This is a genomic window from Hoylesella pleuritidis, assembly GCF_963541955.1.
In the GTDB taxonomy this organism is placed as follows: Bacteria; Bacteroidota; Bacteroidia; order Bacteroidales; family Bacteroidaceae; genus Prevotella; species Prevotella pleuritidis.
The window spans coordinates 1-24,425 of record NZ_CAUTUT010000024.1 but is presented as its reverse complement, the minus strand read 5'-3'; the positions used below and the strand labels follow the sequence as shown (position 1 = coordinate 24,425).

General features: G+C 43.3%; 24 protein-coding genes. 13 read left to right on the top strand and 11 right to left on the bottom strand.

Annotation, left to right across the window (positions count from 1 at the left end):
- Positions 1 to 68 precede the first annotated feature (68 nt).
- Both aroB and RWY97_RS09410 read right to left on the bottom strand, forming a co-directional pair.
- Entirely contained in the window at positions 69 to 1,118 is a 1,050-nt protein-coding gene (gene aroB, locus RWY97_RS09415; protein ID WP_315566838.1) for a 3-dehydroquinate synthase, read from the bottom strand.
- 584 nt (positions 1,119 to 1,702) lie between these two features.
- Entirely contained in the window at positions 1,703 to 2,680 is a 978-nt protein-coding gene (locus tag RWY97_RS09410) for an ROK family protein (protein WP_024992463.1), read from the bottom strand.
- Between the two features lie 259 nt (positions 2,681 to 2,939).
- Between RWY97_RS09410 and RWY97_RS09405 the strand changes: the two genes are divergently transcribed.
- From RWY97_RS09405 to RWY97_RS09390, 4 genes are read left to right on the top strand one after another with little or no spacing between them, the layout of a single operon-like run.
- Complete coding sequence (locus RWY97_RS09405) at positions 2,940 to 3,608, top strand: LysE family translocator (protein ID WP_021583651.1); 669 nt, start codon at positions 2,940 to 2,942, stop codon at positions 3,606 to 3,608.
- 59 nt (positions 3,609 to 3,667) lie between these two features.
- A complete protein-coding gene (locus tag RWY97_RS09400; RefSeq protein WP_021583645.1) occupies positions 3,668 to 4,216 on the top strand; it encodes a DUF4924 family protein in 549 nt (182 codons plus the stop codon).
- 41 nt (positions 4,217 to 4,257) lie between these two features.
- Entirely contained in the window at positions 4,258 to 5,112 is an 855-nt protein-coding gene (gene rfbD / locus RWY97_RS09395; RefSeq protein WP_314739515.1) for a dTDP-4-dehydrorhamnose reductase, read from the top strand.
- A 15-nt stretch (positions 5,113 to 5,127) separates the two neighbouring features.
- On the top strand, positions 5,128 to 6,693 hold the full coding sequence (locus RWY97_RS09390) for a peptide chain release factor 3 (RefSeq protein ID WP_315566835.1): 1,566 nt from the start codon (positions 5,128 to 5,130) through the stop codon (positions 6,691 to 6,693).
- Positions 6,694 to 6,712: 19 nt separating this feature from the next.
- Here RWY97_RS09390 and RWY97_RS09385 read toward each other — a convergent pair whose 3' ends face one another.
- The 8 genes from RWY97_RS09385 to nusB form a co-directional block, all read right to left on the bottom strand.
- Entirely contained in the window at positions 6,713 to 8,761 is a 2,049-nt protein-coding gene (locus tag RWY97_RS09385; protein WP_315566834.1) for a patatin-like phospholipase family protein, read from the bottom strand.
- Between the two features lie 17 nt (positions 8,762 to 8,778).
- Positions 8,779 to 9,282, bottom strand: a complete 504-nt coding sequence (gene queF, locus RWY97_RS09380) for a preQ(1) synthase (RefSeq protein ID WP_051305222.1) — start codon at positions 9,280 to 9,282, stop codon at positions 8,779 to 8,781.
- 51 nt (positions 9,283 to 9,333) lie between these two features.
- A complete protein-coding gene (locus tag RWY97_RS09375) occupies positions 9,334 to 10,023 on the bottom strand; it encodes a queuosine precursor transporter (RefSeq protein WP_024992459.1) in 690 nt (229 codons plus the stop codon).
- A 662-nt stretch (positions 10,024 to 10,685) separates the two neighbouring features.
- Positions 10,686 to 11,129 carry a DUF5606 family protein gene (locus RWY97_RS09370; protein WP_315566832.1) on the bottom strand — a complete coding sequence of 148 codons (444 nt, stop codon included), beginning with the start codon at positions 11,127 to 11,129 and terminating at the stop codon, positions 10,686 to 10,688.
- Between the two features lie 8 nt (positions 11,130 to 11,137).
- Complete coding sequence (gene coaE / locus RWY97_RS09365; protein ID WP_315566830.1) at positions 11,138 to 11,710, bottom strand: dephospho-CoA kinase; 573 nt, start codon at positions 11,708 to 11,710, stop codon at positions 11,138 to 11,140.
- Positions 11,707 to 12,693, bottom strand: coding sequence for a CdaR family protein (locus RWY97_RS09360; protein ID WP_315566828.1), 987 nt, complete (start codon positions 12,691 to 12,693; stop codon positions 11,707 to 11,709). Before RWY97_RS09360 ends, coaE begins: the two co-directional genes overlap by 4 nt.
- Positions 12,694 to 12,696: 3 nt before the next feature.
- On the bottom strand, positions 12,697 to 13,026 hold the full coding sequence (gene yajC / locus RWY97_RS09355) for a preprotein translocase subunit YajC (RefSeq protein WP_021583647.1): 330 nt from the start codon (positions 13,024 to 13,026) through the stop codon (positions 12,697 to 12,699).
- Positions 13,027 to 13,036: 10 nt separating this feature from the next.
- Complete coding sequence (nusB, locus tag RWY97_RS09350) at positions 13,037 to 14,062, bottom strand: transcription antitermination factor NusB (RefSeq protein WP_039876055.1); 1,026 nt, start codon at positions 14,060 to 14,062, stop codon at positions 13,037 to 13,039.
- A 278-nt stretch (positions 14,063 to 14,340) separates the two neighbouring features.
- Between nusB and RWY97_RS09345 the strand changes: the two genes are divergently transcribed.
- The 9 genes from RWY97_RS09345 (at position 14,341) to RWY97_RS09305 (ending at position 22,146) form a co-directional block, all read left to right on the top strand.
- The gene (locus RWY97_RS09345) at positions 14,341 to 14,964 is read left to right on the top strand and encodes a 50S ribosomal protein L25/general stress protein Ctc (RefSeq protein WP_021583641.1); all 624 of its coding nucleotides are present in this window, start codon (positions 14,341 to 14,343) and stop codon (positions 14,962 to 14,964) included.
- Between the two features lie 7 nt (positions 14,965 to 14,971).
- Entirely contained in the window at positions 14,972 to 15,595 is a 624-nt protein-coding gene (pth, locus tag RWY97_RS09340) for an aminoacyl-tRNA hydrolase (RefSeq protein WP_021583650.1), read from the top strand.
- Positions 15,596 to 15,641: 46 nt separating this feature from the next.
- Positions 15,642 to 16,079: an RNA-binding S4 domain-containing protein gene (locus tag RWY97_RS09335; protein WP_021583640.1), complete on the top strand. Its 438-nt coding sequence runs from the start codon at positions 15,642 to 15,644 to the stop codon at positions 16,077 to 16,079.
- Positions 16,076 to 16,657: a phosphoribosylglycinamide formyltransferase gene (gene purN, locus RWY97_RS09330; protein ID WP_273176903.1), complete on the top strand. Its 582-nt coding sequence runs from the start codon at positions 16,076 to 16,078 to the stop codon at positions 16,655 to 16,657. The genes RWY97_RS09335 and purN overlap by 4 nt, the downstream gene beginning before the upstream one ends.
- A 466-nt stretch (positions 16,658 to 17,123) precedes the next feature.
- A complete protein-coding gene (locus RWY97_RS09325) occupies positions 17,124 to 18,620 on the top strand; it encodes an AMP-binding protein (RefSeq protein WP_390883296.1) in 1,497 nt (498 codons plus the stop codon).
- Between the two features lie 2 nt (positions 18,621 to 18,622).
- The gene (locus RWY97_RS09320) at positions 18,623 to 18,865 is read left to right on the top strand and encodes an acyl carrier protein (RefSeq protein ID WP_021583644.1); all 243 of its coding nucleotides are present in this window, start codon (positions 18,623 to 18,625) and stop codon (positions 18,863 to 18,865) included.
- A 26-nt stretch (positions 18,866 to 18,891) separates the two neighbouring features.
- Entirely contained in the window at positions 18,892 to 20,262 is a 1,371-nt protein-coding gene (locus RWY97_RS09315; protein WP_315566822.1) for an MBOAT family O-acyltransferase, read from the top strand.
- A gap of 61 nt (positions 20,263 to 20,323) precedes the next feature.
- Complete coding sequence (locus tag RWY97_RS09310; protein WP_315566820.1) at positions 20,324 to 21,346, top strand: hypothetical protein; 1,023 nt, start codon at positions 20,324 to 20,326, stop codon at positions 21,344 to 21,346.
- Between the two features lie 59 nt (positions 21,347 to 21,405).
- Positions 21,406 to 22,146 carry a nucleoside-specific channel-forming Tsx family protein gene (locus RWY97_RS09305; protein ID WP_315566818.1) on the top strand — a complete coding sequence of 247 codons (741 nt, stop codon included), beginning with the start codon at positions 21,406 to 21,408 and terminating at the stop codon, positions 22,144 to 22,146.
- Here RWY97_RS09305 and ligA read toward each other — a convergent pair.
- Positions 22,143 to 24,164: an NAD-dependent DNA ligase LigA gene (gene ligA / locus RWY97_RS09300; protein WP_315566817.1), complete on the bottom strand. Its 2,022-nt coding sequence runs from the start codon at positions 24,162 to 24,164 to the stop codon at positions 22,143 to 22,145. The genes RWY97_RS09305 and ligA overlap by 4 nt on opposite strands.
- Positions 24,165 to 24,425 lie beyond the last annotated feature (261 nt).

The following is a 24,425-nucleotide window of genomic DNA, read 5'->3' as shown; positions in this document are numbered from 1 at the left end:
ATTATTTGTCTCAATAATTGGTATAAGAACAAATAGACTTTCATAATTCATTATTTATCTTTTTATTCTTAGTTTTCCCTATAAAAGTCGAATGTTTCACAAATCTCTTTTTCGCTTACTGTTTGATTGATTAGAATGTCACCGATATCGTGTAGAAGTGTGAAATTGATGGAACCGGCCGTGTTTTTTTTGTCGTGGTGCATCAGATTGATGAGTGCCTCATAGTCGTTGCAGGTGAAATCAAGTCGACCATAGTTTTCTTTAATAAACGAAACGGTCTGTCGCATTCGATCGATAGGGAACTTTGCTTTGACAGCACAGAGATAAAGTTCGCATAATAAACCATAAGCTACGGCGTAACCGTGTAAAATCGGGTGATTTTGTTGCAGTGCCAAAGCCTCAAAAGCGTGACCGATGGTATGCCCAAAATTGAGTGCTTTGCGGATATCTTGCTCAGTAGGATCCTCCGTTACGATATGCTCTTTTACTCGAATAGAGTCGGCTACCATTTGGCTGAGTTGTAGCAGATCAGGCTGTTGCAAGTCGAAATCGATGAGTTCGGCCCACATCTGTTTGTCGCTGATGAGTCCGTGTTTCAACATTTCAGCATAGCCTGATCGGATATTAGGCTCATCGAGTGTTTGCAGAAACATCGTATTGAGGATGACAAATCGAGAATTACGAAATATACCGATCTCATTTTTCAGTCCGTTGAAGTTGATTCCCGTTTTCCCTCCTATTGATGCGTCGACCATTGCAAGTAGTGTTGTAGGGATGTTGATGAAATCAATGCCCCGTTTGAACGTGGAAGCAGCAAATCCTCCGAGGTCGGTTACCATTCCACCTCCTAAATTGATAAGGCACGAATGGCGTGTAGCACCACCCTCTTCGAGCGATTTCCACACAGTAGAAAGGGTTTTGAGATTCTTGTGTGTATCTGTTGCGCCAATGGTAATTAGTCGGGCATCTTTCAAGCAACGGTAATTGGAAATACAAGGCCAACAACTCTGTGCTGTGGTTGTGTCTGTAAGGACAAAAAGTCGGTCGTGCTCACACTCGGAAATAGCTGTAGTAAGATCGCCATTGAGATTTTGTGATAAGATAATTCGCTGTTCCATACACATTCTAACGTAAGACTTTGATTGCAAATTTACGTCAATCTGCGGAAAAAGCAAAATTTTATTATTTATTTTATGGTGTGAAATCAAACTGTGAGAAATGAGGTATATCTAAGAAATTATATTTAAACAGACAATTGAGGAATGAAAAAATATCTTCTGATTATACTCTTGATACTGGTGTCGACGATAATTTCGGAAAAAGGGAAGGAAAGATAACCATTAATGGAAAAGGAGTAAAGAGAATCCTGATTGATGGTAAGGAGTTTATGACGGGTGATACAAAGACAGCTTTAAAGGGCCTGGTGAACGCGGGTACAGATCTTCTCGTGGTCATGTCAGCGATCGTCTGTCATTTGTTTCCTGATTGTTAAGGAAAGAGTTGTGAGAATTTTAGGAGCGGAAAAGAGTTTACTACTATTTACTTAAAAATCTATTGTCTGTAAATAGAGTCCCTTTCTCTTTTCGTTAGGTAATGAGGATATATAGTATCCAATTTCCCCTTAATTCTTATTAAAACAGTAGATGGTTGCCTGAAAGTAGAGATTCAGGTAACCATCTATTTATGATTAATTTTCAAACACTTACAAATCCCATCCGATTGCAGAAGCTCCAAGTACGGCAGCAGAACTTCCGTCAAGGCTGCTGACAAGGAATTTAGCCTTGTTTTGGAAGATTTTCAAGACGCGTTTATCATAACTTTTCTGAATCGGTTTCATCAAAAGATCACCTGCTTTCGTCAATCCGCCAAAGAAAACAAAGGCCTCGGGCGAAGAGAATGCTGCGAAATCAGCGCACGCTTCGCCTAACATTTCACCGGTAAATTCATAAACTCTGAGTGCTAATTTATCTCCTTGGTTGGCTGCAAGTGATACGTCGAGCGATGTAATATCAGACGGTTTCATATCACGCAGTAGTGAAGGTTCATCAGAAGTGGAAAGAAATTCGCGTGCAGTACGGGCTACTCCCGTTGCTGAACAATAGGTTTCCAGACATCCTTTGCGCCCGCAACCACAGGGTCGACCGTTTTCGCGTCGGATAATAGTATGTCCCAGCTCGCCCGCAAAGCCGTCGCTGCCGTAAACAAGTTGTCCATTGACAACGATTCCCGAACCTACACCCGTACCGAGTGTAATCATAATGAAATTCTTCATACCGCGAGCCACACCGTAAGTCATCTCTCCCACGGCTGCCGCATTAGCATCATTAGTCAGTGCAACGGGTATGCCCAATTTCTCGGCAAACATATCTGCCAGGGGTACTACGCCGTCGTGGCCCCACGAAAGATTAGGAGCGAACTCGATGGTTCCGTTATAATAATTACCGTTAGGTGCTCCGATACCCATTGCTTTGATGGTATCGATGCCTCCCACCTGGTCGATGATTAGCTGAAGCGCTTCTACTGATGCGTTCACATAGTTTTCTACGTTATCGTAACCCTGCGTTTTGATAGAGGTGGTAGCCTTGATTTCGCCACGGCTGTCAACGATTCCGAACACAGAATTGGTACCACCTAAATCCAAACCGATTACATACGGTTTAATCTCTTGTTGTGCATTCATTCTTTTCTATTTTTTCTTTAATTATTGTTTAACGGTTTTCCGTGCTGCATTTAATGGTCTTTTATGTTGCAAGTAACGCCTTTTCGCACTGCGTTTAACGGTCTTTTGCAGTGCATTTAACTGTTAGTTGTATTGCAAATAACCGTTAGTTACAGAGCGAATCAATTACAACGCAAAGATAAGAAAAAAGTCTTAGCAGGCAAACTTTTCGTTAGAAAATTTGCCTAATCCGTTTAAAATTCGCAATTTTGCAGTCGTTATGGCATTTCCTTTCCATATAGATATCTTGAGTTTGATATTCAAGGGTATTTTGATTGGTATCATTGCGTCTGCGCCAATGGGGCCAGTGGGTATCCTATGTGTGCAGCGTACACTCAATAAAGGTCGTTGGTATGGATTTATTACGGGTATTGGTGCATCGGTGAGCGATATTATTTATGCGCTGATTACGGGTTTAGGAATGAGCTTTGTGATGGATCTCATTAAGAATCCGCATAACAGTTATATCCTGCAAATCACTGCCAGCATTATTCTTTTGCTGTTTGGTGTGTATTGTTTCAGATCGAATCCCACGAAAAATATGCACATCAGCGGCAATAAAAAGGGCACACTGATTCATAATGGAGTGACTGCCTTTTTAGTAACTTTCTCTAATCCGCTTATCATTTTTATGTTTATGGCGCTGTTTGCACAGTTCACTTTCGTTATACCCGATCACAAGTTCGAAATGGCTATCGGTTTTACAGGCATTCTTTTCGGCGCTTTGCTGTGGTGGTTCGGATTGACTTGGCTCGTGGATAAGGTGAGAGGAAAGTTTGATAATGATGGAATCCTGTTGATCAACAAGATTATTGGAGCGTTGGTCATTATTTTTTCACTGGTGGTTCTCGTGGGTACGGTCTTCAATATCTACACCTTTCATTACTGAATTTATCGCTTCGGGCGTATTCATAAGTCACCGATCGGATAACGAAAACATTTTACAAGATGTATATTGCACAACAATTGAGACAAAAAAGTATTGCCGAATATCTGCTCTATATGTGGCAGGTAGAAGACTTGATACGTGCTTATGGCTGCTCGTTGGCTCGCATTCGCCGCGAGTATATCGATCGTTTCGACTATACCGAGGAACAAAAGGAAGAGATGGCAGATTGGTATGGCAATCTGGTTAGGATGATGAACCGAGAAGGTTGTCGTGAAAATGGGCACTTGCAAATCAACAAAATTCTGCTGCAAGATCTCATTGAGCTGCACGCCGGGCTGTTACAGAGCAGTAAATTCCCATTCTATAATGCTGAATATTATAAGGTTTTGCCGTTTATTGTCGAGTTAAGAAACCGCGGAGAAAAGGATATCAACGAGATCGAAACGTGTTTTAATGCGCTTTATGGCGTGATGATGTTGCGCTTGCAAAAGAAAGAAATATCACCCGATACAAGTCATGCTGTGGCTGAAATCACGACTTTTATCGGGATGTTGGCCGATTATTACAGTAAGGATAAAACTGAGGGACTTGTCTTCGAGGATGAATGAATGGGCCGTAAGTATATAAATAAGGAGTAAAAACAACAATTATGAACATATTGATTACGGGGTGCAATGGACAGTTAGGAAATGAAATGCAACTCTTGGAAAAGGAAAATCCGCAGCACAAGTGGTTTAATACAGATGTTAATGAGCTCGATATTACCAACCAAGAAGCTGTCGAACACTATGTTGTGAGTTGCGAAATCGACGGTATTATCAATTGTGCTGCTTATACGGCAGTAGATAAAGCCGAGACCAATAAGCAGCTTTGTACGGCGCTCAACGCCGAGGCGCCGGCCTATCTGGCAATGGCCGTGGAGAAGAGAAACGGCTGGTTGATTCAGATTTCAACCGATTACGTGTTTGATGGGACTAAACATACGCCTTATACCGAGACTGACACACCCTGCCCCGACAGTGTTTATGGCAGCACGAAGTTGGCCGGCGAGCTGGCCGTTCAAAAACTCTGCCGCCGCACGATGATTATTCGTACGGCGTGGTTGTATAGCACTTTCGGCAACAACTTTGTCAAAACGATGCTTAGATTGGGGCAGGAAAAAGAACGTTTGGGCGTGATTTTCGACCAGATTGGTACGCCGACGTATGCTCACGACTTAGCCATTGTCATTTTGTCGGCCATCGATCAGGGCGTTAAACCGGGCATTTACCACTTTGCCAACGAGGGAGTTATCAGTTGGTATGATTTTACCAAGGCTATTCATCGCATCGCTGGTATCACTGATTGTGATGTTTTTCCTCTACATACGAGCGAATATCCGACGCCGGCTAAGCGTCCGGCTTACTCTGTTTTAGATAAAACTAAGATCAAAGAGACGTTTCATCTCACGATTCCTTACTGGGAAGAGTCGCTCGAAATGTGCATCAAGCAATTACAAAAATAAATCAATTGCCCTCAAATGAACGAAATAGAAAGAAGGCGAACATTTGCCATCATCTCGCATCCGGATGCCGGTAAGACCACATTAACAGAAAAGTTTCTGCTTTTTGGAGGTCAAATTCAAGTGGCGGGAGCAGTAAAAAGCAATAAGATTTGTAAAACGGCTACATCCGACTGGATGGATATTGAGAAACAGCGCGGTATCTCGGTGTCTACATCTGTGATGGAGTTCGATTACGAAGGTTATAAAGTGAATATCCTTGATACGCCGGGTCACCAAGACTTTGCAGAAGATACGTACCGCACTTTGACGGCTGTCGACTCGGCTATCATCGTTGTCGATGGGGCAAAAGGTGTCGAAACACAGACTCGTAAATTGATGGAGGTCTGCCGAACTCGCAATACTCCGGTCATTATTTTTATCAACAAAATGGACCGCGAGGGACGGAATCCGTTTGATTTGTTAGATGAACTCGAAGCCGAATTGCATATCAAAGTACGGCCGTTGTCGTGGCCCATTGATCAGGGAGCCAAATTCAAGGGCGTCTATAATATCTATGAACAGAAGCTCGACTTGTTCAAGCCCGATAAACAGCGTGTTACCGAGAAAGTAGAGGTAGATATCCAGAGTCAGGATCTTGATGTGCACATCGGCAAACAAGAGGCTGCCCGGCTGCGCGAAGACTTAGAATTGGTGGCGGGCGTTTATCCCTCGTTTGATATCGAGACCTATCGCGCCGGCGAAGTGGCGCCTGTTTTCTTCGGAAGTGCATTGAATAACTTCGGTGTTCAGGAGCTGCTCAATTGTTTTGTAGAGATTGCTCCATCACCTGGCACTACGCAGGCGGAAGAGCGGCAAGTGATTCCCACAGAGCCGAAATTCACTGGATTCATCTTCAAAATCACTGCTAACATCGATCCGAATCATCGTTCGTGCATCGCCTTTTGTAAAGTTTGCAGTGGTAAATTCGTCCGCAACCAGCCCTATCTGCACGTGCGCTTATGCAAAACTGTACGATTCAGTTCGCCCACGCAGTTTATGGCGCAACGCAAAAGCACCATTGATGAAGCTTATCCGGGCGATATCGTCGGCCTGCCCGATAATGGAATCTTTAAGATTGGCGATACTTTGACCGACGGCGAACAGTTGCATTTCCGCGGATTACCGTCGTTCTCGCCCGAAATGTTTAAATATATCGAGAATGATGACCCGATGAAGACTAAGCAACTCAATAAAGGTATCGAACAACTGATGGATGAAGGCGTTGCGCAGCTGTTCGTCAACCAGTTCAACGGGCGCAAAATCATCGGCACGGTAGGTCAGTTGCAGTTTGAAGTGATACAATATCGGTTAGAGAACGAATATAATGCAAAATGTCGTTGGGAGCCTGTGCATTTGTACAAAGCCTGTTGGATCGAGTCCGACGATGCCTCAGAATTAGAGAAATTCAAGAAACGCAAGTACCAATATATGGCCAAAGACCGTGAAGGACGTGATGTTTTCTTAGCCGATTCGGGCTATGTGCTGTCAATGGCACAGCAAGATTTCAAGCACATCAAGTTTCATTTCACCAGTGAATTCTAAAAAGAAAGAAGAAGGTTTACTAGAATTCGAATCCGAGATTGATATAGAAATAGGGTTTATGAGATGTGGTTGAATAGCCCAATGAAGCCCCAAGAGGACCGAATATACTGTTATAGAAATAAGAGATTTGAGCTCCTGTCAACGGGCCGTGACGCAAAATCTCTCGTATTTTATCAGCTCGTTGTGCACCGACAGCTCCTAACAAGATATAATTATTGTCCATTATACGTTGCTGCAACTGCAATTGCAGGGCTATAAACATATTATCAGTGCGTTCGATTTGTCCTGTACCGACAAATGGCATTTGATGATCGACGTAATGATTGAACCATATTCCACCAATCATATTCCGTTGACTATAAGGAATATCTGATCCAAACAGCAGTCGACCATAAGCCATTGGCTGAAAAGTCAGGTGACTGTTGAGCGGTAACGATATTCGCCACATTGCCTTAATCATCGTAAATCCTGAGTGATTCTGATATGTAGTGAATTTGTCTGAACAATAAGCAAAGCCCGCAGAAAACTTTGCTCCGCGTGAAGCAAATATCCATTTGTTTTCTGAATTGTAGTTAACGTCGGCATAATAAGTGAAATAATGTTCATTGTTCAGTCGATCGATTCCGACGTTACTATGTACACCGATAAGCACTTCACGAAAATCGTAAAAGTCCCAACGAGCACCTATTGCCACATTGAAGTTACGTACGTTGAAGTCTAATGCATTAAAATCCAACGAATGTTGGTTATAAGCGACATTGAATTCTCGTTTTCCTCTGTTATATTGATTAATATCATTATGCCGGTAGATGTAAGAAAGCCGCGTTCTGTTCATCCCGAACGGGTTGAAACTGCCGTCTATTCGTGCCATAATACGTTTGCCAAGCCGGAGAGTAGCCTCAAAATCCATCTTTGAATTACGTGGGCGATATGCTCCGTTTATTTGTAACGCTACCATTTCTTCTGTGTCGAAGCGTACGCCAAGTCCCAACTCTTGTGTGTTTTCGGTTGTTTTTACAAGTCGGCTATCTATTGTTTGCTCTTCTTTCCGTAATACTTTGGGATGCAAAACTGGCCGAGCTGGCGTAAAATCATCACCGATCCCGATGATTTTCTTTAATGCCATAAGCTCATCCCAATGTTTCATTGCTTCCGCTTCTCCGCGATTGATCAACGTATCAATTGCTGTGCTGCCGAAGTTTGCTGCCGAATAGCCCTGCGGATTCACCCGAATTGCAACATCGGTAATGGCTAAATTTTCTTCATATTTATTCTTGCAATTCACCTCTATAATCTGACTGACAATTCCTGCGCTTGTTTTCAGATCGTCAGAAGACTTCGGCAAGCTCTGTACAGTAACTCCGATGATAATATCCGCCCCCATCTCGCGGGCTAAGTCAGCCGGATAATTATTTCGTAAGCCACCGTCTACAAGTACCATATTGCCTTTTCTAACCGGTGAGAACACTGCAGGTATAGCCATACTGCTACGCATAGCCTGTGCGAGTACGCCACTATGAAAATCATATTCGGTATTATCGATGATATTAGTTGCTACACACGCAAAAGGAATCGGTAATCGGTTGAAATCTATCGAGTCGTGATATCCTACCGTGAGACGGTCGAACAAAGCACTCAGATTCTTCCCTGTAATAAGTCCGCCGCTCTCAACAGCACTTTTCTTATTGCCCCAATGAAAAGTCCTTAACAGAAAGTATGTGTTCTGTTTACGACGATCATCCAGGCTTCTGTTCCTTACATCAGCTTTATCTGACAGCAGAAAGCCCCAGTCCTGCATCTTAACCATTGAATCGAGTCGATGTGTATCATAGCCGATTGCATAGAGACCGCCGATAATTGATCCCATTGATGTTCCTGTGATAATGTCTATTGGGATGCCCGCACGTTCGATAACTTTGAGCACTCCGATATGAGCCATTCCTCGTGCACCGCCTCCACTGAGTACAACTGCTACTCGTTTGCGTCTTAATGAATCTTGAGCCGATGCACTCCAAACGGTTATCATCAGCACGATAAACAGTAAAATAATCCTCCTTCTTTCTTTCATAACCCGCCTTAGTGTGGTTACTTGTCCATCTGATGATTCAGAAACCGATGCTTGGCCAGTTGTTCATACTCCGTGCCAGGCTTTCCATAGTTAGCGAAAGGATAGATGCTGATACCACCGCGAGGTGTGAAGAAACCTGTCACCTCAATATATTTAGGCTGCATCAGATCAATAAGATCTTTCATTATGATGTTTACACAGTCTTCGTGAAAATCTCCGTGATTACGGAAACTGAACAGATATAGTTTCAGACTTTTGCTTTCCACCATCCGCTCGGCAGGTATATAGGAGATTCGGATTTCTGCAAAATCAGGCTGGCCGGTTATCGGACAGAGCGAGGTAAACTCCGGACAATTGAACTGAACCCAGTAATCATTGTCCGGATGTTTATTGAGAAAGGTTTCCAAAACGTCAGGAGCATAATCCATCCGATAGCGAGTGGGGGAACCGAGAGCTTGCAGAGAGATCTCGCTCCTATCTTCTCCCGAGGAGAGGGACTTTTCTTTATCGTCAATTGTCATTTGTTTCATCTCCCTATCCGAATCTGCTCTCTTTACAGAGAGAACAGATCCTTAAATTGTTAACAGTTTAAATACATTATAATTCACGCCGTCATCATAAACATCTTCACCTTCATGCGCTTTCACTTTGTGTACAACGCGAATGGTAATAGGCAGAACGATGATTTCATAAGCGGTTTTGAGCAGCACTTGCCACAACATCAGAGCAGGCAATTCGCTCAATGGTATCACACCGTAGAAAGCTAACGGGAAGAAAATCAGCGAATCGGCCCCCTCGCCGAAGACCGTACTCAAAATGGCACGAGCCGAGAAATTGCGTCCTTTTGACGATATTTTCATCTTACTCATCACATAGGCGTTAATGAAGGAGCCTACTAAAAAAGCCACGAATGAGGCTGCAGCGATACGTGGGGCTAAGCCGAATACGGCGTGAAAACCTGCATCATTGGTCCAATAAGGGGCTCCTGGGATAGCGTCGCAGATAGCTCCCAATGTGACAAAGAAGAAGTTCATCGCAAAGCCTGTCCATATCAAAAGGCGTGCTTTGCCGTATCCCCATACCTCGCACACACAATCGTTGATAATGTAAGATACCGGAAAAACCAGTAATCCGCCCGTAAGACTGATACCGAATACCGAAATTTGCTTTGTTTCGAGCACGTTTGCCGCAATCAGACAAACGCAGAAGAGTATGCTGAAAAGCATAAACAGCACACTCACTTTGTTCTGTTTTTGTTCCATTTTCTTGTTTTTTAAGAGGTTTGTCAAGCACTCTGCGGACACGACTCACAACCTGTCCGCTTCATAAAAGTTTGCAAATATACGCAAAAATCCTCAGATTTACTCATTGTTTTGCATAAAATCGAGCTTTATGTCATAATTAAGTAGGTAATATACCTGATGAAAATGCCTGTCAACACAACCCCTTCCCACCGCGTACTCGTGTGCTTCGTGAATGAAAATAACCATAAAAGCTGCATACTGATAGATACGGGAAACTTGAATGTACATATTCAAAAAGTATGTTTTACGTTTTAGATGCAAGAGCAAGAGTATATAAATGAATGGACGAGGTATATCGGTTGAGTGCAATATATAATTCGCTCCATAATCTATCTTCATTTTTTTCGCTTTTGGATTAACAGTTAAATGCCTTGCGAAAAGCCGTTAAATGCAAGGTGATTAACCATTACTTGCAATGCGTTTAATAGTTAATCGAAATTAATTTCGTATTTTATTGATAATCAGTAAGATATCGCTCTTTTTGGGGTAATTTAATGATGGATAAAAATGTGTATTCTTTTAATGTTTATTTCTTCAATATTTGCCAACTTATATACATAAATAAAGGATAGATACCACTTGTATCTATCCTTTATCGAGTGCTTGGTAATTTTCAATCTTTATTTGTCAGTGCTCTCTTTTTCAGCTTCTTCGTTTCCAGTCGGTGCTAAAACTGCTTGGAAATCGGTGATGCCGTATTTCACAAGAATGTTATACCACTGGATGAGTTTCTTGATATCACTGTCGTGCACACGATCGCGATCATAGTCGGGGAGTACTTCGGCGAAATAATCGTGTAGTTCGTTGCCATTACATTTCTTATAATTGAGTGAGCTTTCTTTGCCCTGCTCTTTCTCGCCTAAGTTTTTTAGCACCTGCCACAGAGGCACATCTTCGGCATCGGTGTACATTGCAATATCGCCGAGACTTGTCACACGGTCGCTCGCAAAAGCCGGTTGTCGGCGGTGAGTATCGTCAAGTGCTTCTACAATCAAGTTCACTTTGCTGCGAGAGACTAACTTATACAGGCCGGGCTTACCGGCAATTGAAAGAATTGTTTCCATAATCATTCTTAATGTTTTGATATATTCAGTTTATTAATTAATGTATCTATGGCAGAGCTGAGATCGCTTGCTCCATCGTTATTGATGATAAAATTGCTATGCTCGATTACCTTTTCCTGTGGCCATTGACTGCCGATCCACATCAAAGCCTGGTTGCGCGAGATGCCGTCGCGGGCCATTATGCGGGCGATTCGTACTTCCAAAGGAGCTGTAATACAGACAACGCGGTCGAAATGTGTGCGAAGATAAAAACCGCTTTCAAATAGAATGGCGCTCTCGAGCCAATCTTTTCCCGAATGTTCGAAATCTTGTGCCACGGCAGGATGGACCAAGTTGTTGAGCGCTTGTTTGTTTTTTGTATCGGTGAGTAAGAACTTTGACAAGACATCTTTTCGTAATACCTTATTTATATATACGTTTTTGCCCACGAGTTTAATCAATCCTTGTTGTAAATCGGGTGAGGTGTGCATTAATCGTTTAGCTGCTTCGTCGCAGTCATAGACATTGATTCCACGGCGTACAAGTTCTTTGCAGATGTATGATTTGCCGCTCCCGATTCCTCCGGTAATAGCGATTTTCATTGCTGTTCGACAAGATAATCTACCTCAGTAATGTCGAGGCGCGGTTTGGTTATGCTGTGGGGAAAAGCTCTAAGATATAAAGTGCACTTGTCGGAAGGGTTTGCAACGATGTCATTGTAATCGACAACGACTTTGAAATCAGCCGGCCTGATGGAACGAAAGAGGTTTGCTCCGATCACAAACCGCACTTTCACGCGTGAGGGAAACATCCGTAATACTTTGCCGGTAGGGACGTTTACAGCACTGACCGGTACTTCTAAACTCTCCTCCGTGAGGATTTCGGGGTAGAGCGTAACACGCACTTCGGCGGGGACAAACTTCACACCACGCATCCGATGCAGTGGAATACGACGAACAATCGTATCTTGAAAGTTTTTGATTTCAATAAAATCGGTATGTGCGGCCGTTATTTTGTCGAGCTCCGGACGACTTGCATAGACTGTTACTGAGTCTGGATTGAATGTCGTATGAGCCAGATAATAACTACCGCCTGGTATGACTCGTCCTGAGAGACGGACCGGAACACGTTTTGATCGGCCGTAATTGAAGTAGAATTGCAGCCCGTCCGTCTTCACAGAAGTAATCTTTGAAGACCCGTACAGTTGTTGAGTGATAAGTTTTTGAATGTCGGTCGGCGACACAAAACCGTATCCCGTATTGCGATTGGCATAAGTTCCGAAATTGATATATATCGGATGTAACCGGTGACTGGTCTCATAAGTTAACAAAGTAAAGCCTTTGTCGCGGACAGCTACGCGCACCGTGTCATCCGGATCGCCTGTAATAACTACGCTTTTAGGTACATTTGTCATTCGAACAGGTACAAAGAGTTCTCGTTCATAGGTCTCATTGAGTGTCATTATCAACCAAAATGCACCGCTGAGAGCTAAGAAAAACAAAAAAATCAGAAACTCTTTGTTCGTTGAACTGAACAAAAAGTTCCTGATAATTGTGCTGAATCGTGTGATCTTCGACCTGTTCATCAATTATGCTTTTGCGCCGGATGCCTGCGAGGAACTGGCATCTGCAAAGACATAAGATTTGTCTACGCTGATGATTACGCCGCGGGCAATCTCTACGTCAACAAGATTTGCGGTGAGGTCTATGCGCTTGATAGTGCCGTAAATACCACCTCCGGTAATCACTTTCGATCCTTCTTGCAATGCATTTTGAAACGCACGGATTTCCTTTTGCTTCTTTTGCTGAGGACGAATCATAAAAAACCACATAATTGCGAAGATTGCAATCATCATTATTAAGAATCCGATCTGGCCACCGCCCTGTGCTGCTTGTGCAGCCAATAACATTTCGTTCATTATCTAAAATTTATTGATTTATTTCTTCTTTATCATCTTTCTCTTCTGCTTCTTTATTTTCTTCAACCGCTTTTTTCGGTTCTTCGGCAACTTTTTTCGGCTTGGGCGTGTCCATTGTCTTCATCAGTTTGCCGGTCTCTATCAGATGCCGGGCAATCGAGTCGAGCATTCCGTTGATATAACTGCCGCTCTTATGCGTGCTGTATAGCTTTGCCAAGTCTACATATTCATTGATAGTTACAGAAATAGGGATGTTCGGAAATGTCATCATCTCAGCAATAGCGATCTGCATAATGACTACATCCATATAGGCAAGACGTGAGAAATCCCAGTTGCGTGACGTCTCGCTCATATAGTGTTGATAGGTATCAGCATTGAGAATAGTGGCTCGAAAGAGTTTACGTGCAAAGTCTTTGTCTTCCTCATCTTTATATTCAGGCAAGAGTTCTTGCTTTGCTTTGTTCTTTGGATCAAACCGTTTAATTGTCTTCAATACAAAAGTGTCGACTACTTCTTTGTCGTCATTCCAATAGAGACTCCTCTCTTCGAGGAGTGTGTCGAGCTCTTCATTCTCTTGAATAAGTTGTTTATAGAGCTTACGCCATACTTCGCGGTCGGCTTCATAAGAGTCGTCTGTATCGGCCATATAGGCTGCATAAGTTTCACTTTGCTCAATCTGAGTGTAAAGTTTACGTACAAACTCGGTGTTATCATCCCACATCTGTTTCTGTTCTTCAATAAAAGCATTGAGCATCTTATTCTCTTCGAGTTGAATGGCAAACTTATTGTAAGCGAATTTCTGCGATGGTGGTTCGGTGCCTTCACGCTGAGAACGTGCTGTTGCTACCTCAACGTGTTTGCGAGCAATACGTGTCACGGCCACAATCAAGTCTAAGAGATAATTGTAAAGGTCATAAGCTTTCGATAGACTGAAAAGCAATTCCTTCTCCGCATTATCCATATTGCGGTTCCCATTTTGATAGTATGCATAGGTTAACTGAACTATCTTGATTCTGATTAATTCTCTGTTGATCATTTCTCTTTACTTAACGCGATTTGTGTTTCTTTGCAATTACCACGCAAAAATATATCTTTTTCTGCGTATACGCAAGAAAAGCAAGTAGAAATCTACCTTTTTTTAGGGAAACTTTGCACATTTCACGGAAAAGGTGTAACTTTGCATCGCTTTTTTGAGCACATCTATGTGACAGGTGATTGCAGATGAGCGAGAGCTCTGATCAGTCAATTCTGTAAATCGTGTGATGGCGAATTAAGGCAAAACAAATAAATAACTTAATTTAGAGTAACACATTTATGAAAGAAATTAATGTATCGGGTCAGAAGCGTACAGACCTCGGAAAGAAAGCTTCAAAGGCGTTGAGAAAAGAAGGAATGGTGCCCTGTAATCTCTATGGTGAGGCGAAACAGGATGGAAAACCGGTGGCATTGGCATTCACTTCATCGATGAGTGAGCTTCGAAAAATCGTTTATACGCCTCATATTTATGTAATCAATCTGATCATTGACGGCGAAAGCCATACGGCTGTACTGAAAGAACTCCAATTCCATCCTGTTACTGATGCGTTGTTGCACGTTGATTTCTATGAGGTGAACGACCAAAAGCCTATTACTATCGGTGTGCCCGTGAAGTTGGTAGGCCTTGCACAGGGTGTGCGCGATGGTGGACGAATGAATCTCTCCATTCGTAAGATCAATGTAACTGCACCTTATCAGCAGATTCCCGAGCATCTTGACGTAGACGTGAAAGCATTGCAGATCGGCAAGAGCATCAAAGTCGGCGACTTGAGTTATGAGGGATTAGAACTGGCTACTGGTAAAGACGTTGTCGTTTGTTCTATTAAGATGACCCGTGCAGCATCTATGGCCGCTACGGCTGGAGGTACAGAAGAGTCGGCAGAAGAGCCTGCTGCTGAATAATTAAGTAATGGAGAAATACTTGATTGTCGGTTTGGGCAATCCCGGAGATGATTATTCGGGAACCCGACATAACACTGGATTTATGATATTGGATGCCTTTGCAAAGGCATCCAATATCATTTTTGAGGACAAACGCTACGGATTTATTGGTGAGACATCGCTCAAAGGCCGCCGAATCATTCTTCTGAAGCCCACCACTTTTATGAATCTCAGCGGTAATGCAGTGCGATATTGGCTTGATAAAGAGCATATCGACCAAAGCCATTTGCTTGTGATAGTGGACGATCTTGCACTTCCTCTTGGTATGCTTAGATTGAAAGCGACTGGTAGTAATGGTGGACATAACGGCTTAGGTCATATCCAACAGCTTATCGGCCAACAGTATGCCCGATTGAGGGTAGGTATCGGCAACGATTTCGCTCGTGGTAGACAGATCGACTGGGTACTTGGAAAGTATGACGAAGAGGATATGAAGAAACTTCAGCCCTGTATCGAAACGGCCTGCGAAATTATTCGGAGTTTTGTATTGGCAGGCATCAATACGACGATGAATCAATTTAATGGGCACCCACAAAAGACCTCTTCCAACCTCTCCAAAGAAGGAGAGAATGTGTTAAAAGATAGTCAATAGAGATAAACATAACGTGCAATCAAGAAATTCTTCTGTTAAAGAAGTTATGAAAGAACAATCCTTTATCGGTGCTCGCATCGACAAATGGCTATGGGCAGCACGTATATTCAAAACGCGGGCAATGGCTGCCGACGTTTGCAAAAATGGTCGGGTGACAGTCAATGGTGTCTCTGTGAAGCCCAGTCACATTGTTAAAGCAGGCGAGACAGTCAGCGTACGTAAACCGCCTATCATCTATTCTTTTAAAATTCTGAAACCTATCGAACAGCGAGTCGGAGCTAAACTCATTCCCGAAATTTATGAGAATGTGACCGATTCCAAGCAATACGAATTATTGGAAATGAGTAAAATCAGTGGGTTCATTGATCGTGCGCGGGGTACCGGACGACCAACTAAGAAAGAACGACGATCGCTTGATGCTTTTGCCGACCCCGTAATGTTTGGGTTTAGCGATGAGAATGATAATTGGGAGGATGAAGAATGATTAATGTAGCTATATTCGTTTCAGGAAACGGAACCAATTGTGAGAATATTATTCGGCATTTCGCCGACCGCAAAAACGTGAAAATTGCACTCGTGTTGAGCAACAAAATCGATGCTTATGCGCTCACCCGGGCACGCAATTTGGGTGTTCCCGCTATCGTGATGACGCACAATCATTTTAACGATGAGTCTCAAATGATGGTATTGATGCGGGCTTATCACATTGACTTTATTGTTCTTGCCGGTTTTTTGCAAATGATTCCCGACTTTCTTATCCGTGCTTACGACCATCGAATATTGAACATCCATCCCGCATTGCTACCCAAATTCGGCGGTAAAGGTATGTATGGACATTATGTCCACGAAGCGGTGAAAGCCGCGGGAGAAACAGAAACGGGAATGACTGTTCATTGGGTGAACTCCGTTTGCGATGGAGGTGAGATTATTGCACAATTTCATACACCGCTTTCGCCCACTGATTCACCGGCTGATATTGCTGCCAAAGAGCACGTTTTGGAACAAGACTATTTCCCGTTCGTTATCGAGAAAGTTCTGTCGCATAGTTTCAGCCCCTCGTGATTTTATAGAAAAGTGCTGTCAAGAGTGTTTACCAAAAATTACTTTCAACATAGTATCGTTTTTCTATAACTGCTTGATAATTTAGAAATATAAGTGTTTTCTTATTTATAATTAATTGATTATTAGTTATTTAGTTCTCAATACACGATAAGAAAGATATTGAAAGGTAATAATAAGGCCTCAATAGGTATTTGAAAGAAATTCTTTTTATTTTCTGACTAACGGTTAAACGCTGTGCGATTAACAGCTTTTCGCACGCTAACTAACAGTTAATTGCACGCTAACTAACAGTTAATCGTAAGATGATTTGATACTTTTCAAAGAAAAATAGGGTATTGGTTAAAGGTGAAATAATATTAAATCTCATCTTAGAGGTGAGGGATTTTGAGGAAAAATGAGTTATTTTACCGTATGAAATGATAAAAATGTGAGGCGGCGAATGCTGATTCCGCGCCTGTTTATGAATATGGGATTTAATAAAATAGTAGTAAATGCCTTATGGCACGCATTGTATGAGGATACGAGCAGAAATGCTTTCTGCATTAACGGGACATTTTTCACTTATCAAGATTTAGCCGAGGTTGTCTCGAAAATTAGATCGGTGTTGTGCGATGTGCCTGCCAAGCATATCGGACTCGTGGCTAACGATGATCTTGAAACTTATGCTTCGATCCTCGCTTTGTGGTTTGAAGGTAAGTGTTATGTTCCGCTTCATCCGGCTCAACCCATCGAACGGTGCAATGACATCATCGATCAGGTGGGCATAGAGATGGTTCTCGATTCGAGCAAAGAGACGCGTTACGAGGGTGTGAAGGTCACGATGACACGTCAATTATCGTTAATTGATGAGCCGATGGCAGCTCCGTGCACAGCGGATGATAGTGAACTGGCTTATATCCTATTTACTTCGGGGAGTACGGGAAGACCGAAAGGCGTTCCCATTACGCGTGGAAATGTGAGCGCTTTTGTTACGGCGTTCCGTGATTTAGGGTTCCGATTGACTGCTGATGATCGCTGTTTACAAATGTTCGACCTCACTTTTGATCTTTCGGTGCAGTCTTATCTACTCCCGTTATTGAATGGAGCGTGTGTCTATACGATATCTTTTGATCGGATCAAATACCAAGCTGTCTTTGAGCTTTTAGATGACTACCACCTCACTTTCACAATGATGGTGCCATCGGTGATACACTATTTGCGCCCTTATTTGGATGAACTGCATATTGAAGAACTGCGTTATTCGCTTTTTGCAGGTGAAGGACTCAATTTAGATGACGTCGATAGTTGGGCTCGGAGTGTGCCGAATGCAGCGATCTGGAATGTCTATGGCCCCACGGAATGTACCATTTATTGCACGGGCTTGCAGTATATTCGCGGTGGGGAAAATCGCAATGTCAACGGAATTATGGGTATTGGACGGGCGATGAAAGATGTGCATACGATTGTGATAGATGACAACGGTCGTGTATGTAAGCCTGACGAGAAAGGTGAGTTATGTTTAGCCGGTCCGCAACTTACACCTGGTTATTGGGCCGATGAGGAGAAAACGCGTACTGCTTTCTTTTTGTATGAGGGGCAGAGATATTATAAAACGGGTGATGTGTGCGCTATGAACGCTACGGATGATATCCTTTATTATGGTCGGAAAGATTCGCAAATCAAGATACAAGGTTACAGAATCGAGTTGGGTGAGATTGAACACGTGGCCCGAAAGTATTTTGATGAGCGCAATGCCGTAGTGGCCCTGCCTGTCTATGACCGTTGTCAAAATTGTCAAATACACTTAGCCGTGGAGCAGGGAAAGGCTGATTCAGAAGTAGGATTAATCGATTATCTGCACCGTTATTTACCGCACTATATGATTCCGGTGGCTGTTCACGAGCTGGGACGTTTCCCACAGAATGCCAGCAACAAGATAGATAGAAAAAAAATAGCAGAACTTATACAAGCGAATAATAAATAGGTATGGAAAAGAAAGATGTTTTGGCCACATTGAATGGCATTTTTTCAGAGGCGCTGAAAACGCCCGACTTAAAGTTGGACGAGGCTATGTCGGCAAAGGATGTAGATGGATGGGACTCTATTTCGAATATGATTATCATCAGTGAAATTGAAAAACATTATGGCATTCATTTCAAATTTCGCGATATTATGCGGATTAAGAATGTTGGTGGACTGTGTGATGCGATTATCGATAAGGCTGAATGAGCTGCTGACCTTAGTTTTCTGACACAATGGAATTTATCTCGATACCTTTCACTGCCCTATTGACGGTGACCTTTATCTTGTATTATCTCAAAACGAACAGACATTGGCAGCATGGTTTGTTGTTGCTGGCGAGTTTGGTGTTTGCGGGGTATTATCATTTCATTTATATTGTTTATGCCATCGGTATCAATGTATTTACGTTTTATGCAGGCAAATGGCTCGCGGCTGTTCGCGGTCGGAAACAAGCCCCTTATGTGTTTGTGGGCAGTCTTGCAGCACTTGTCGGTACGTGGCTTATAGCCCGTTATTGGGCTCCTTTGTTTCCGCTCGGTATCTCGTTTTATACCTTTCAGGCTTTGTCTTACCTGATTGAGATTTATTGGGATGAAGAACCTGAAGATAGCTTGATGGACTTTACGCTTTATATGCTGCTTTTTATGAAGTTCCTTTCGGGTCCGATTGAGCGTGGATTCGATTTATTGCCACAGTTGAAACGGGCTCGACGATTTGACTATGATAACGTGGTGTATGGTATGAAACTCGTAGTTTGGGGCGCATTTATGAAATTAGTCATTGCCGATCGCATCGCGCCGTCGCTCGACACGGTGTTCAGCAATGTACAAGAGGCTTCGGGTATTCAGTTACTTGTTGTCACTTTGATTTATCCGATACAGCTTTACGCCGACTTTGCAGGCTATACACTAATGGCAATCGGACTCGGACAGATGTTCGGTTTTCGTCTTTCGCCCAACTTCGACAGACCTTTCGTATCCTTGACTACAGGTGAACTGTGGCGCCGTTGGCACATCTCGCTTTCGGCGTGGGTACGTGATTATGTCTTTATGCCGATGTCTGCGGCCACGCGTAAATGGAAACGGTGGGGTGTTTATAGTTCGCTCATCGTTACGTTTGTGGTTATTGGTGTCTGGCATGGTGCAGGTTGGGCTTTCGCGCTATATGGACTTTTCCAGGGAATCGTCGTTGTTTACGAGACGGCTGCATCGAGATTCCGCGATGGCGTGCGTAGATTGTTGCCTGCTTCGGTTTACAATCCGTTGCAAATGATGCGCACTTATGTGCTGTTTGCACTCTCGCTGCTGTTCTTTCGACTGCCGAAGATAGATGATGTGCTGTATACTTATCGCCATCTTTTAGATGGTTTTGAAACTAATATTAAAGAGTTGCGACTCGGAATGACCGACTCTCAGTGGATCTATTTCGGCGTTTCCGTGTTGCTTATGTTTCTTTTGGAGTATACTCATTCACGTGTTGATATTCTGGAATGGACTTCCCGGCGCCCTATCTGGCAACGTTGGCCTATTTATTTTACGACCATTTTGCTGATATTTCTTTTCGGAGCTTTCGGCGTGGAGAACTTTATCTATGTGCAGTTCTGATGGTGAGGTTTTAAGTTTGTGAGTTTTCGAGTTTGTGAGTTTTGTTTGAGACATTATTGTTATGAACTTTTCTATACCTAAAAAATCGCTGATACGATTCTATCTGAATAGTTTCTTGTTGGCGATGCCGTTCCTTGTACTGATTCTTTGGTACGTTGTGAAAGATCCGTTTATGGTCATCCGTTCTTATGATGATTATGACAGCCCTGAAATCTGTCAAAGTGAGGGAGCTGTAGGATGGTATAAATACAAGATGTTTCGTGCGCAAATGCATTACGATTCGTTCATAATGGGGTCGTCGTCGACACTTGCTTTCAATACGTCCGACTGGAATCGTTATATCCATGCACATCCTTTCCGCTTGTTCAGCAATGGTGAGGGCTTGGTGGATTTGCGTCAGAAGCTTGATGCTCTCGACCGACAGCCGGGACAACATATCAAGAATCTGCTGATCGTTTGTGAGCGCGGATTCTTTACGCCGACTGATTTGCAGAAAGGAATAATGCATGTAATGCCGCCCGAAGTCAGCGGCAAGAGCGAGATGAGCTATCAAGTCACCTTTTTGCAAGGCTTCTTCAACCCTAAATTCTTGGGTCCTTACCTTCGTTATTATTTCACACATAAGTATGATCGGAGTATGCTTGGAGTGATGAATTCTCGCGGACGTGTCCGTACCCGATATACAAATGATGACACTCTTTTGGCCGAAAATGAGATTCGAGAGAAAGGGGAGCGCTATTGGGACGCTTATGCTAAATATCGGTGTGCACCCGGTGATACGACTGTAAATATCGGACACCCCGTTATTCATAAAGTCCAGATAGCCAATCTGAAAGCTATTCGTGACGTTTGTCGTCGTCATCATACCAATGTTAAAATTATCATTGGGCCGACACAAGGTGCTGTTGCAATGAATCCGGTTGATAATGCCGTGTTATGTCACATTTTTGGACACGAAAATGTGGTTGATTACTCTGGGCGGGCGGGATTGAAATTCCGTGATTATCATAACTTTTACGATGATATTCATTATCGTGTTGCTGTTGGTCGGGCCATTTTGCACAATTTATATGGCCGCAAATAGAGTTTATTAAGTGAAATATTGTAATTTTGCAACGTGTTATTTATTATTTTAAACATCTTATGAAAAAAATCTTTTCCTTAGCAGTCCTGTTCTTATTTACAGTAGCCGGTTTCTCACAAAATGTCCAATTGCACTACGATTTCGGTCATTCGTTCTACAAAGACCTCACCAATCGGATGAGCGTTACGACCACTGCGGAGATGTTCAAGACTGATAAATGGGGTAACAATTACTTTTTTGTCGACATTGATTACCAAAAAGACGGCGTAATGGGAGCCTATTGGGAGATCTCGCGAGAGATGAATCTCACGGCCAATAAGCAATGGGCGGCTCACGTAGAATACGACGGCGGTCTGACATCCGATAAAAAGACACTTATCTCTACCCGTTTTCAGCACGCAGCTTTGTTTGGAGGCGCGTGGAATTGGGCCAGCAGCGACTTCTCGAAAACATTTTCTGTGCAACTCCTTTACAAGTATAATTTTAAGGGGAAGAATCCTTGGAACCGACCGTTCAGTAGTGTGCAGCTTACCGAAGTATGGGGTACCACGTTTGCAAAGGGGCTCTGTACTTTCAGTGGATTCTGTGACTTGTGGTATGATCGCAGCGTACGCGGTAACTGGATTGTTGTTTCAGAACCTCAGTTCTGGGTTAATCTCAATACGCTTCGTGGCTGGAAAGATATCAACTTAAGCTTAGGTAGTGAGGTGGAAATCAGCAATAACTTTGTTTTCAACGAGCGCGGCGAAAACAATCGCTTCTATGCTATTCCTACCGTAGCGGCAAAATGGACATTCTAATCGAATAATTTGCCTTCCGGGTGATTGTTTGTATCAGTCTTACCGGTTGTAAATCGGCTGAGGAATTGGTCTTCTGAGATGATCTCGACGCCCAATTCCTTGGCCTTTTTGTTTTTACTCGATGTAGAATTAATATGATTATTGATAAGAAAATCGGTTGATTTGCTGATACTGCCGGTCACGTGTCCGCCCTGAGATTCTATGTAGCTTTTCAGTTCAGTTCTGTTTTTGTAATGGGAGACATCACCCGTAATAACAAAGGTAAGATCTTGACAAAGCTCACCGCCTGCTTCTATCTTTTCTTGGCGGATATTCAGCTCGGTTAGCAAATGGTCTACTTGTTCACTGTTTGCCGTGTCTTGGAACCATTGTACAAGTGATGCCGACTTCTCCGGGCCGATTCCGGGAATATCGGCAAAGATATCCGGACGTTCAGCTATGCGTGCCTGCCGAATGAGTTCGCCCAAATCAAAGGTATCAAGCAATCGTTTGCAGACGTCAACACCACACTGCGGAATGGTCAGCGCATAAAGAAAGCGGCGTGCTTCTACATTTCTCGATTTCTCGATAGACTGCAGTAGTTTGCTCACCGAACGTTCTCCGAATCCTTCGAGAGCAGTCATCTCGTAGATGTGGGGTTGCAATCGATAAATGTCTGCATACTCGCTGATCCAACCTAAGTTGATGAACTTAGCCAGAGTCTGCTCTGACACGCCGTCGATATCCATTCCGGCTTTCGACACAAAGCGTGCAAACTTCTTTAATTGTTTGGCCGGACAAGCTACATTCGTACAGTGAAGTGTGCGCGTATCACTATGTTCGCTGGTGATGATTTCCGTGTCCGACCCGCATACGGGGCAGTGGTGTGGGATGTCCAAATCGCCCACCGTCTTACTCACCTCGATGACTTTGGGAATGATTTTATTGGCTTTGATAACCGAAAGTTGTGTACCGGGACCGCCAATGCCTAATCGTTCGCACTCGCTGATATTGCAGAGCGACGCCCGTTTGACCGTTGTCCCTTCTAATTCGACAGGTTCGAACACAGCAACGGGCGATATCGTAGAAGCTGCACACGACCATTCGATGTGGTCAAGCGTGGTTTCGGCCGACTCATCTTGCCATTTGAAAGCCAATCCGGCACGTGTGGCGTGATGTCCGGTGACGGATCCCATTGCAGCGAAAGCTGTATCATCAAAAGTTATAACGAGTCCATCAACGGGAAAAGGGTTGATACGGTGTGTCACTTTCTCTGTCCATCGGTCGATAACGGCACGCACACGATCTATTGTAGGAATGCCGAGCGATTCGTGCCCTACGGGGCTGAATCCTTGCGCTTCGAGCCAGTCTATTCGTTTCCCCCACGAGTTTATATTTTCATCGGTGTGTACCAATGTGAATGGAATCCATTGGATACGACGCGGTTTTACCTCTTCTACATCCTTTAAAGTGAACGATCCTGCAACGAGATTACGCGGATTGGCAAACGAATCATCCGACTCCATATTATATTGTTCGAAATCTGCATAAGAGATTACTGCTTCTCCGCGGATTACTGTATGACCTTTCGCTTTGATGGTAGGCAGTAATCCCTCGATGGCCGATGCCAGACGGGTAACGTTGGTGCCGATATGTCCGTTACCGCGTGTGACCACTTTGGTAAGTTTCCCATTATCATAAGTGACCACAAGCGTTATTCCGTCGAGTTTCCAAGATAGCCAGATGGATTTTCCCTCGGCCCATCTTACGACGTCTTCCGGCTGTTTGGTCTTGGCCAGTGACAATGCCGGAAACTCGTGTGTTTCTTTTTGACCGCTGCTCCCTCCATCGGATACCTTTTGCGTCGGACTGTCAGGTAACGCGACTCCTGTCTTCTGCTCCAATTGTTTGAGTTCATCAAACTTTGCATCCCATTCATAGTCGGTCATTCTTTCGCCTAAACCGCTATAATAACTGTTTGATGCCCGATTGAGTTCATCGATCAATTGCCGCATCAGCTGCATTTCATCCTGTGCCATCTCTCTGAAATTTTTCGCAAAGATACAAAAAAATATTCCAATCTATTTACACTTCTTCGTGGAACTTATGAGGTGTTGCAATTAAATTAATTCTCATTTTTCTTGCGAGTTTAGGATTTATTAATTACCTTTGCCGAAGTTTTTCTGTATCTACCCTCTAAGTTGGGGACTGAATAGTTAAGATATGATTAAAGGAACAAATATAAACAACGGCAACACGATGCAAAGAGATATAGCTTTCTCTGCATCTTTTAACGTTTT

Excerpts from the sequence above, each read along its gene's own strand:
- aroB (WP_315566838.1), bottom strand. The coding sequence starts at position 1,118 with ATGGAACAGCGAATTATCTTATCACAAAATCTCAATGGCGATCTTACT.
- RWY97_RS09410 (WP_024992463.1), bottom strand. The coding sequence starts at position 2,680 with ATGAATGCACAACAAGAGATTAAACCGTATGTAATCGGTTTGGATTTA.
- RWY97_RS09405 (WP_021583651.1), top strand. The coding sequence starts at position 2,940 with ATGGCATTTCCTTTCCATATAGATATCTTGAGTTTGATATTCAAGGGT.
- RWY97_RS09400 (WP_021583645.1), top strand. The coding sequence starts at position 3,668 with ATGTATATTGCACAACAATTGAGACAAAAAAGTATTGCCGAATATCTG.
- rfbD (WP_314739515.1), top strand. The coding sequence starts at position 4,258 with ATGAACATATTGATTACGGGGTGCAATGGACAGTTAGGAAATGAAATG.
- RWY97_RS09390 (WP_315566835.1), top strand. The coding sequence starts at position 5,128 with ATGAACGAAATAGAAAGAAGGCGAACATTTGCCATCATCTCGCATCCG.
- RWY97_RS09385 (WP_315566834.1), bottom strand. The coding sequence starts at position 8,761 with ATGAAAGAAAGAAGGAGGATTATTTTACTGTTTATCGTGCTGATGATA.
- queF (WP_051305222.1), bottom strand. The coding sequence starts at position 9,282 with ATGACAATTGACGATAAAGAAAAGTCCCTCTCCTCGGGAGAAGATAGG.
- RWY97_RS09375 (WP_024992459.1), bottom strand. The coding sequence starts at position 10,023 with ATGGAACAAAAACAGAACAAAGTGAGTGTGCTGTTTATGCTTTTCAGC.
- RWY97_RS09370 (WP_315566832.1), bottom strand. The coding sequence starts at position 11,129 with ATGGAAACAATTCTTTCAATTGCCGGTAAGCCCGGCCTGTATAAGTTA.
- coaE (WP_315566830.1), bottom strand. The coding sequence starts at position 11,710 with ATGAAAATCGCTATTACCGGAGGAATCGGGAGCGGCAAATCATACATC.
- RWY97_RS09360 (WP_315566828.1), bottom strand. The coding sequence starts at position 12,693 with ATGAACAGGTCGAAGATCACACGATTCAGCACAATTATCAGGAACTTT.
- yajC (WP_021583647.1), bottom strand. The coding sequence starts at position 13,026 with ATGAACGAAATGTTATTGGCTGCACAAGCAGCACAGGGCGGTGGCCAG.
- nusB (WP_039876055.1), bottom strand. The coding sequence starts at position 14,062 with ATGATCAACAGAGAATTAATCAGAATCAAGATAGTTCAGTTAACCTAT.
- RWY97_RS09345 (WP_021583641.1), top strand. The coding sequence starts at position 14,341 with ATGAAAGAAATTAATGTATCGGGTCAGAAGCGTACAGACCTCGGAAAG.
- pth (WP_021583650.1), top strand. The coding sequence starts at position 14,972 with ATGGAGAAATACTTGATTGTCGGTTTGGGCAATCCCGGAGATGATTAT.
- RWY97_RS09335 (WP_021583640.1), top strand. The coding sequence starts at position 15,642 with ATGAAAGAACAATCCTTTATCGGTGCTCGCATCGACAAATGGCTATGG.
- purN (WP_273176903.1), top strand. The coding sequence starts at position 16,076 with ATGATTAATGTAGCTATATTCGTTTCAGGAAACGGAACCAATTGTGAG.
- RWY97_RS09325 (WP_390883296.1), top strand. The coding sequence starts at position 17,124 with ATGGGATTTAATAAAATAGTAGTAAATGCCTTATGGCACGCATTGTAT.
- RWY97_RS09320 (WP_021583644.1), top strand. The coding sequence starts at position 18,623 with ATGGAAAAGAAAGATGTTTTGGCCACATTGAATGGCATTTTTTCAGAG.
- RWY97_RS09315 (WP_315566822.1), top strand. The coding sequence starts at position 18,892 with ATGGAATTTATCTCGATACCTTTCACTGCCCTATTGACGGTGACCTTT.
- RWY97_RS09310 (WP_315566820.1), top strand. The coding sequence starts at position 20,324 with ATGAACTTTTCTATACCTAAAAAATCGCTGATACGATTCTATCTGAAT.
- RWY97_RS09305 (WP_315566818.1), top strand. The coding sequence starts at position 21,406 with ATGAAAAAAATCTTTTCCTTAGCAGTCCTGTTCTTATTTACAGTAGCC.
- ligA (WP_315566817.1), bottom strand. The coding sequence starts at position 24,164 with ATGGCACAGGATGAAATGCAGCTGATGCGGCAATTGATCGATGAACTC.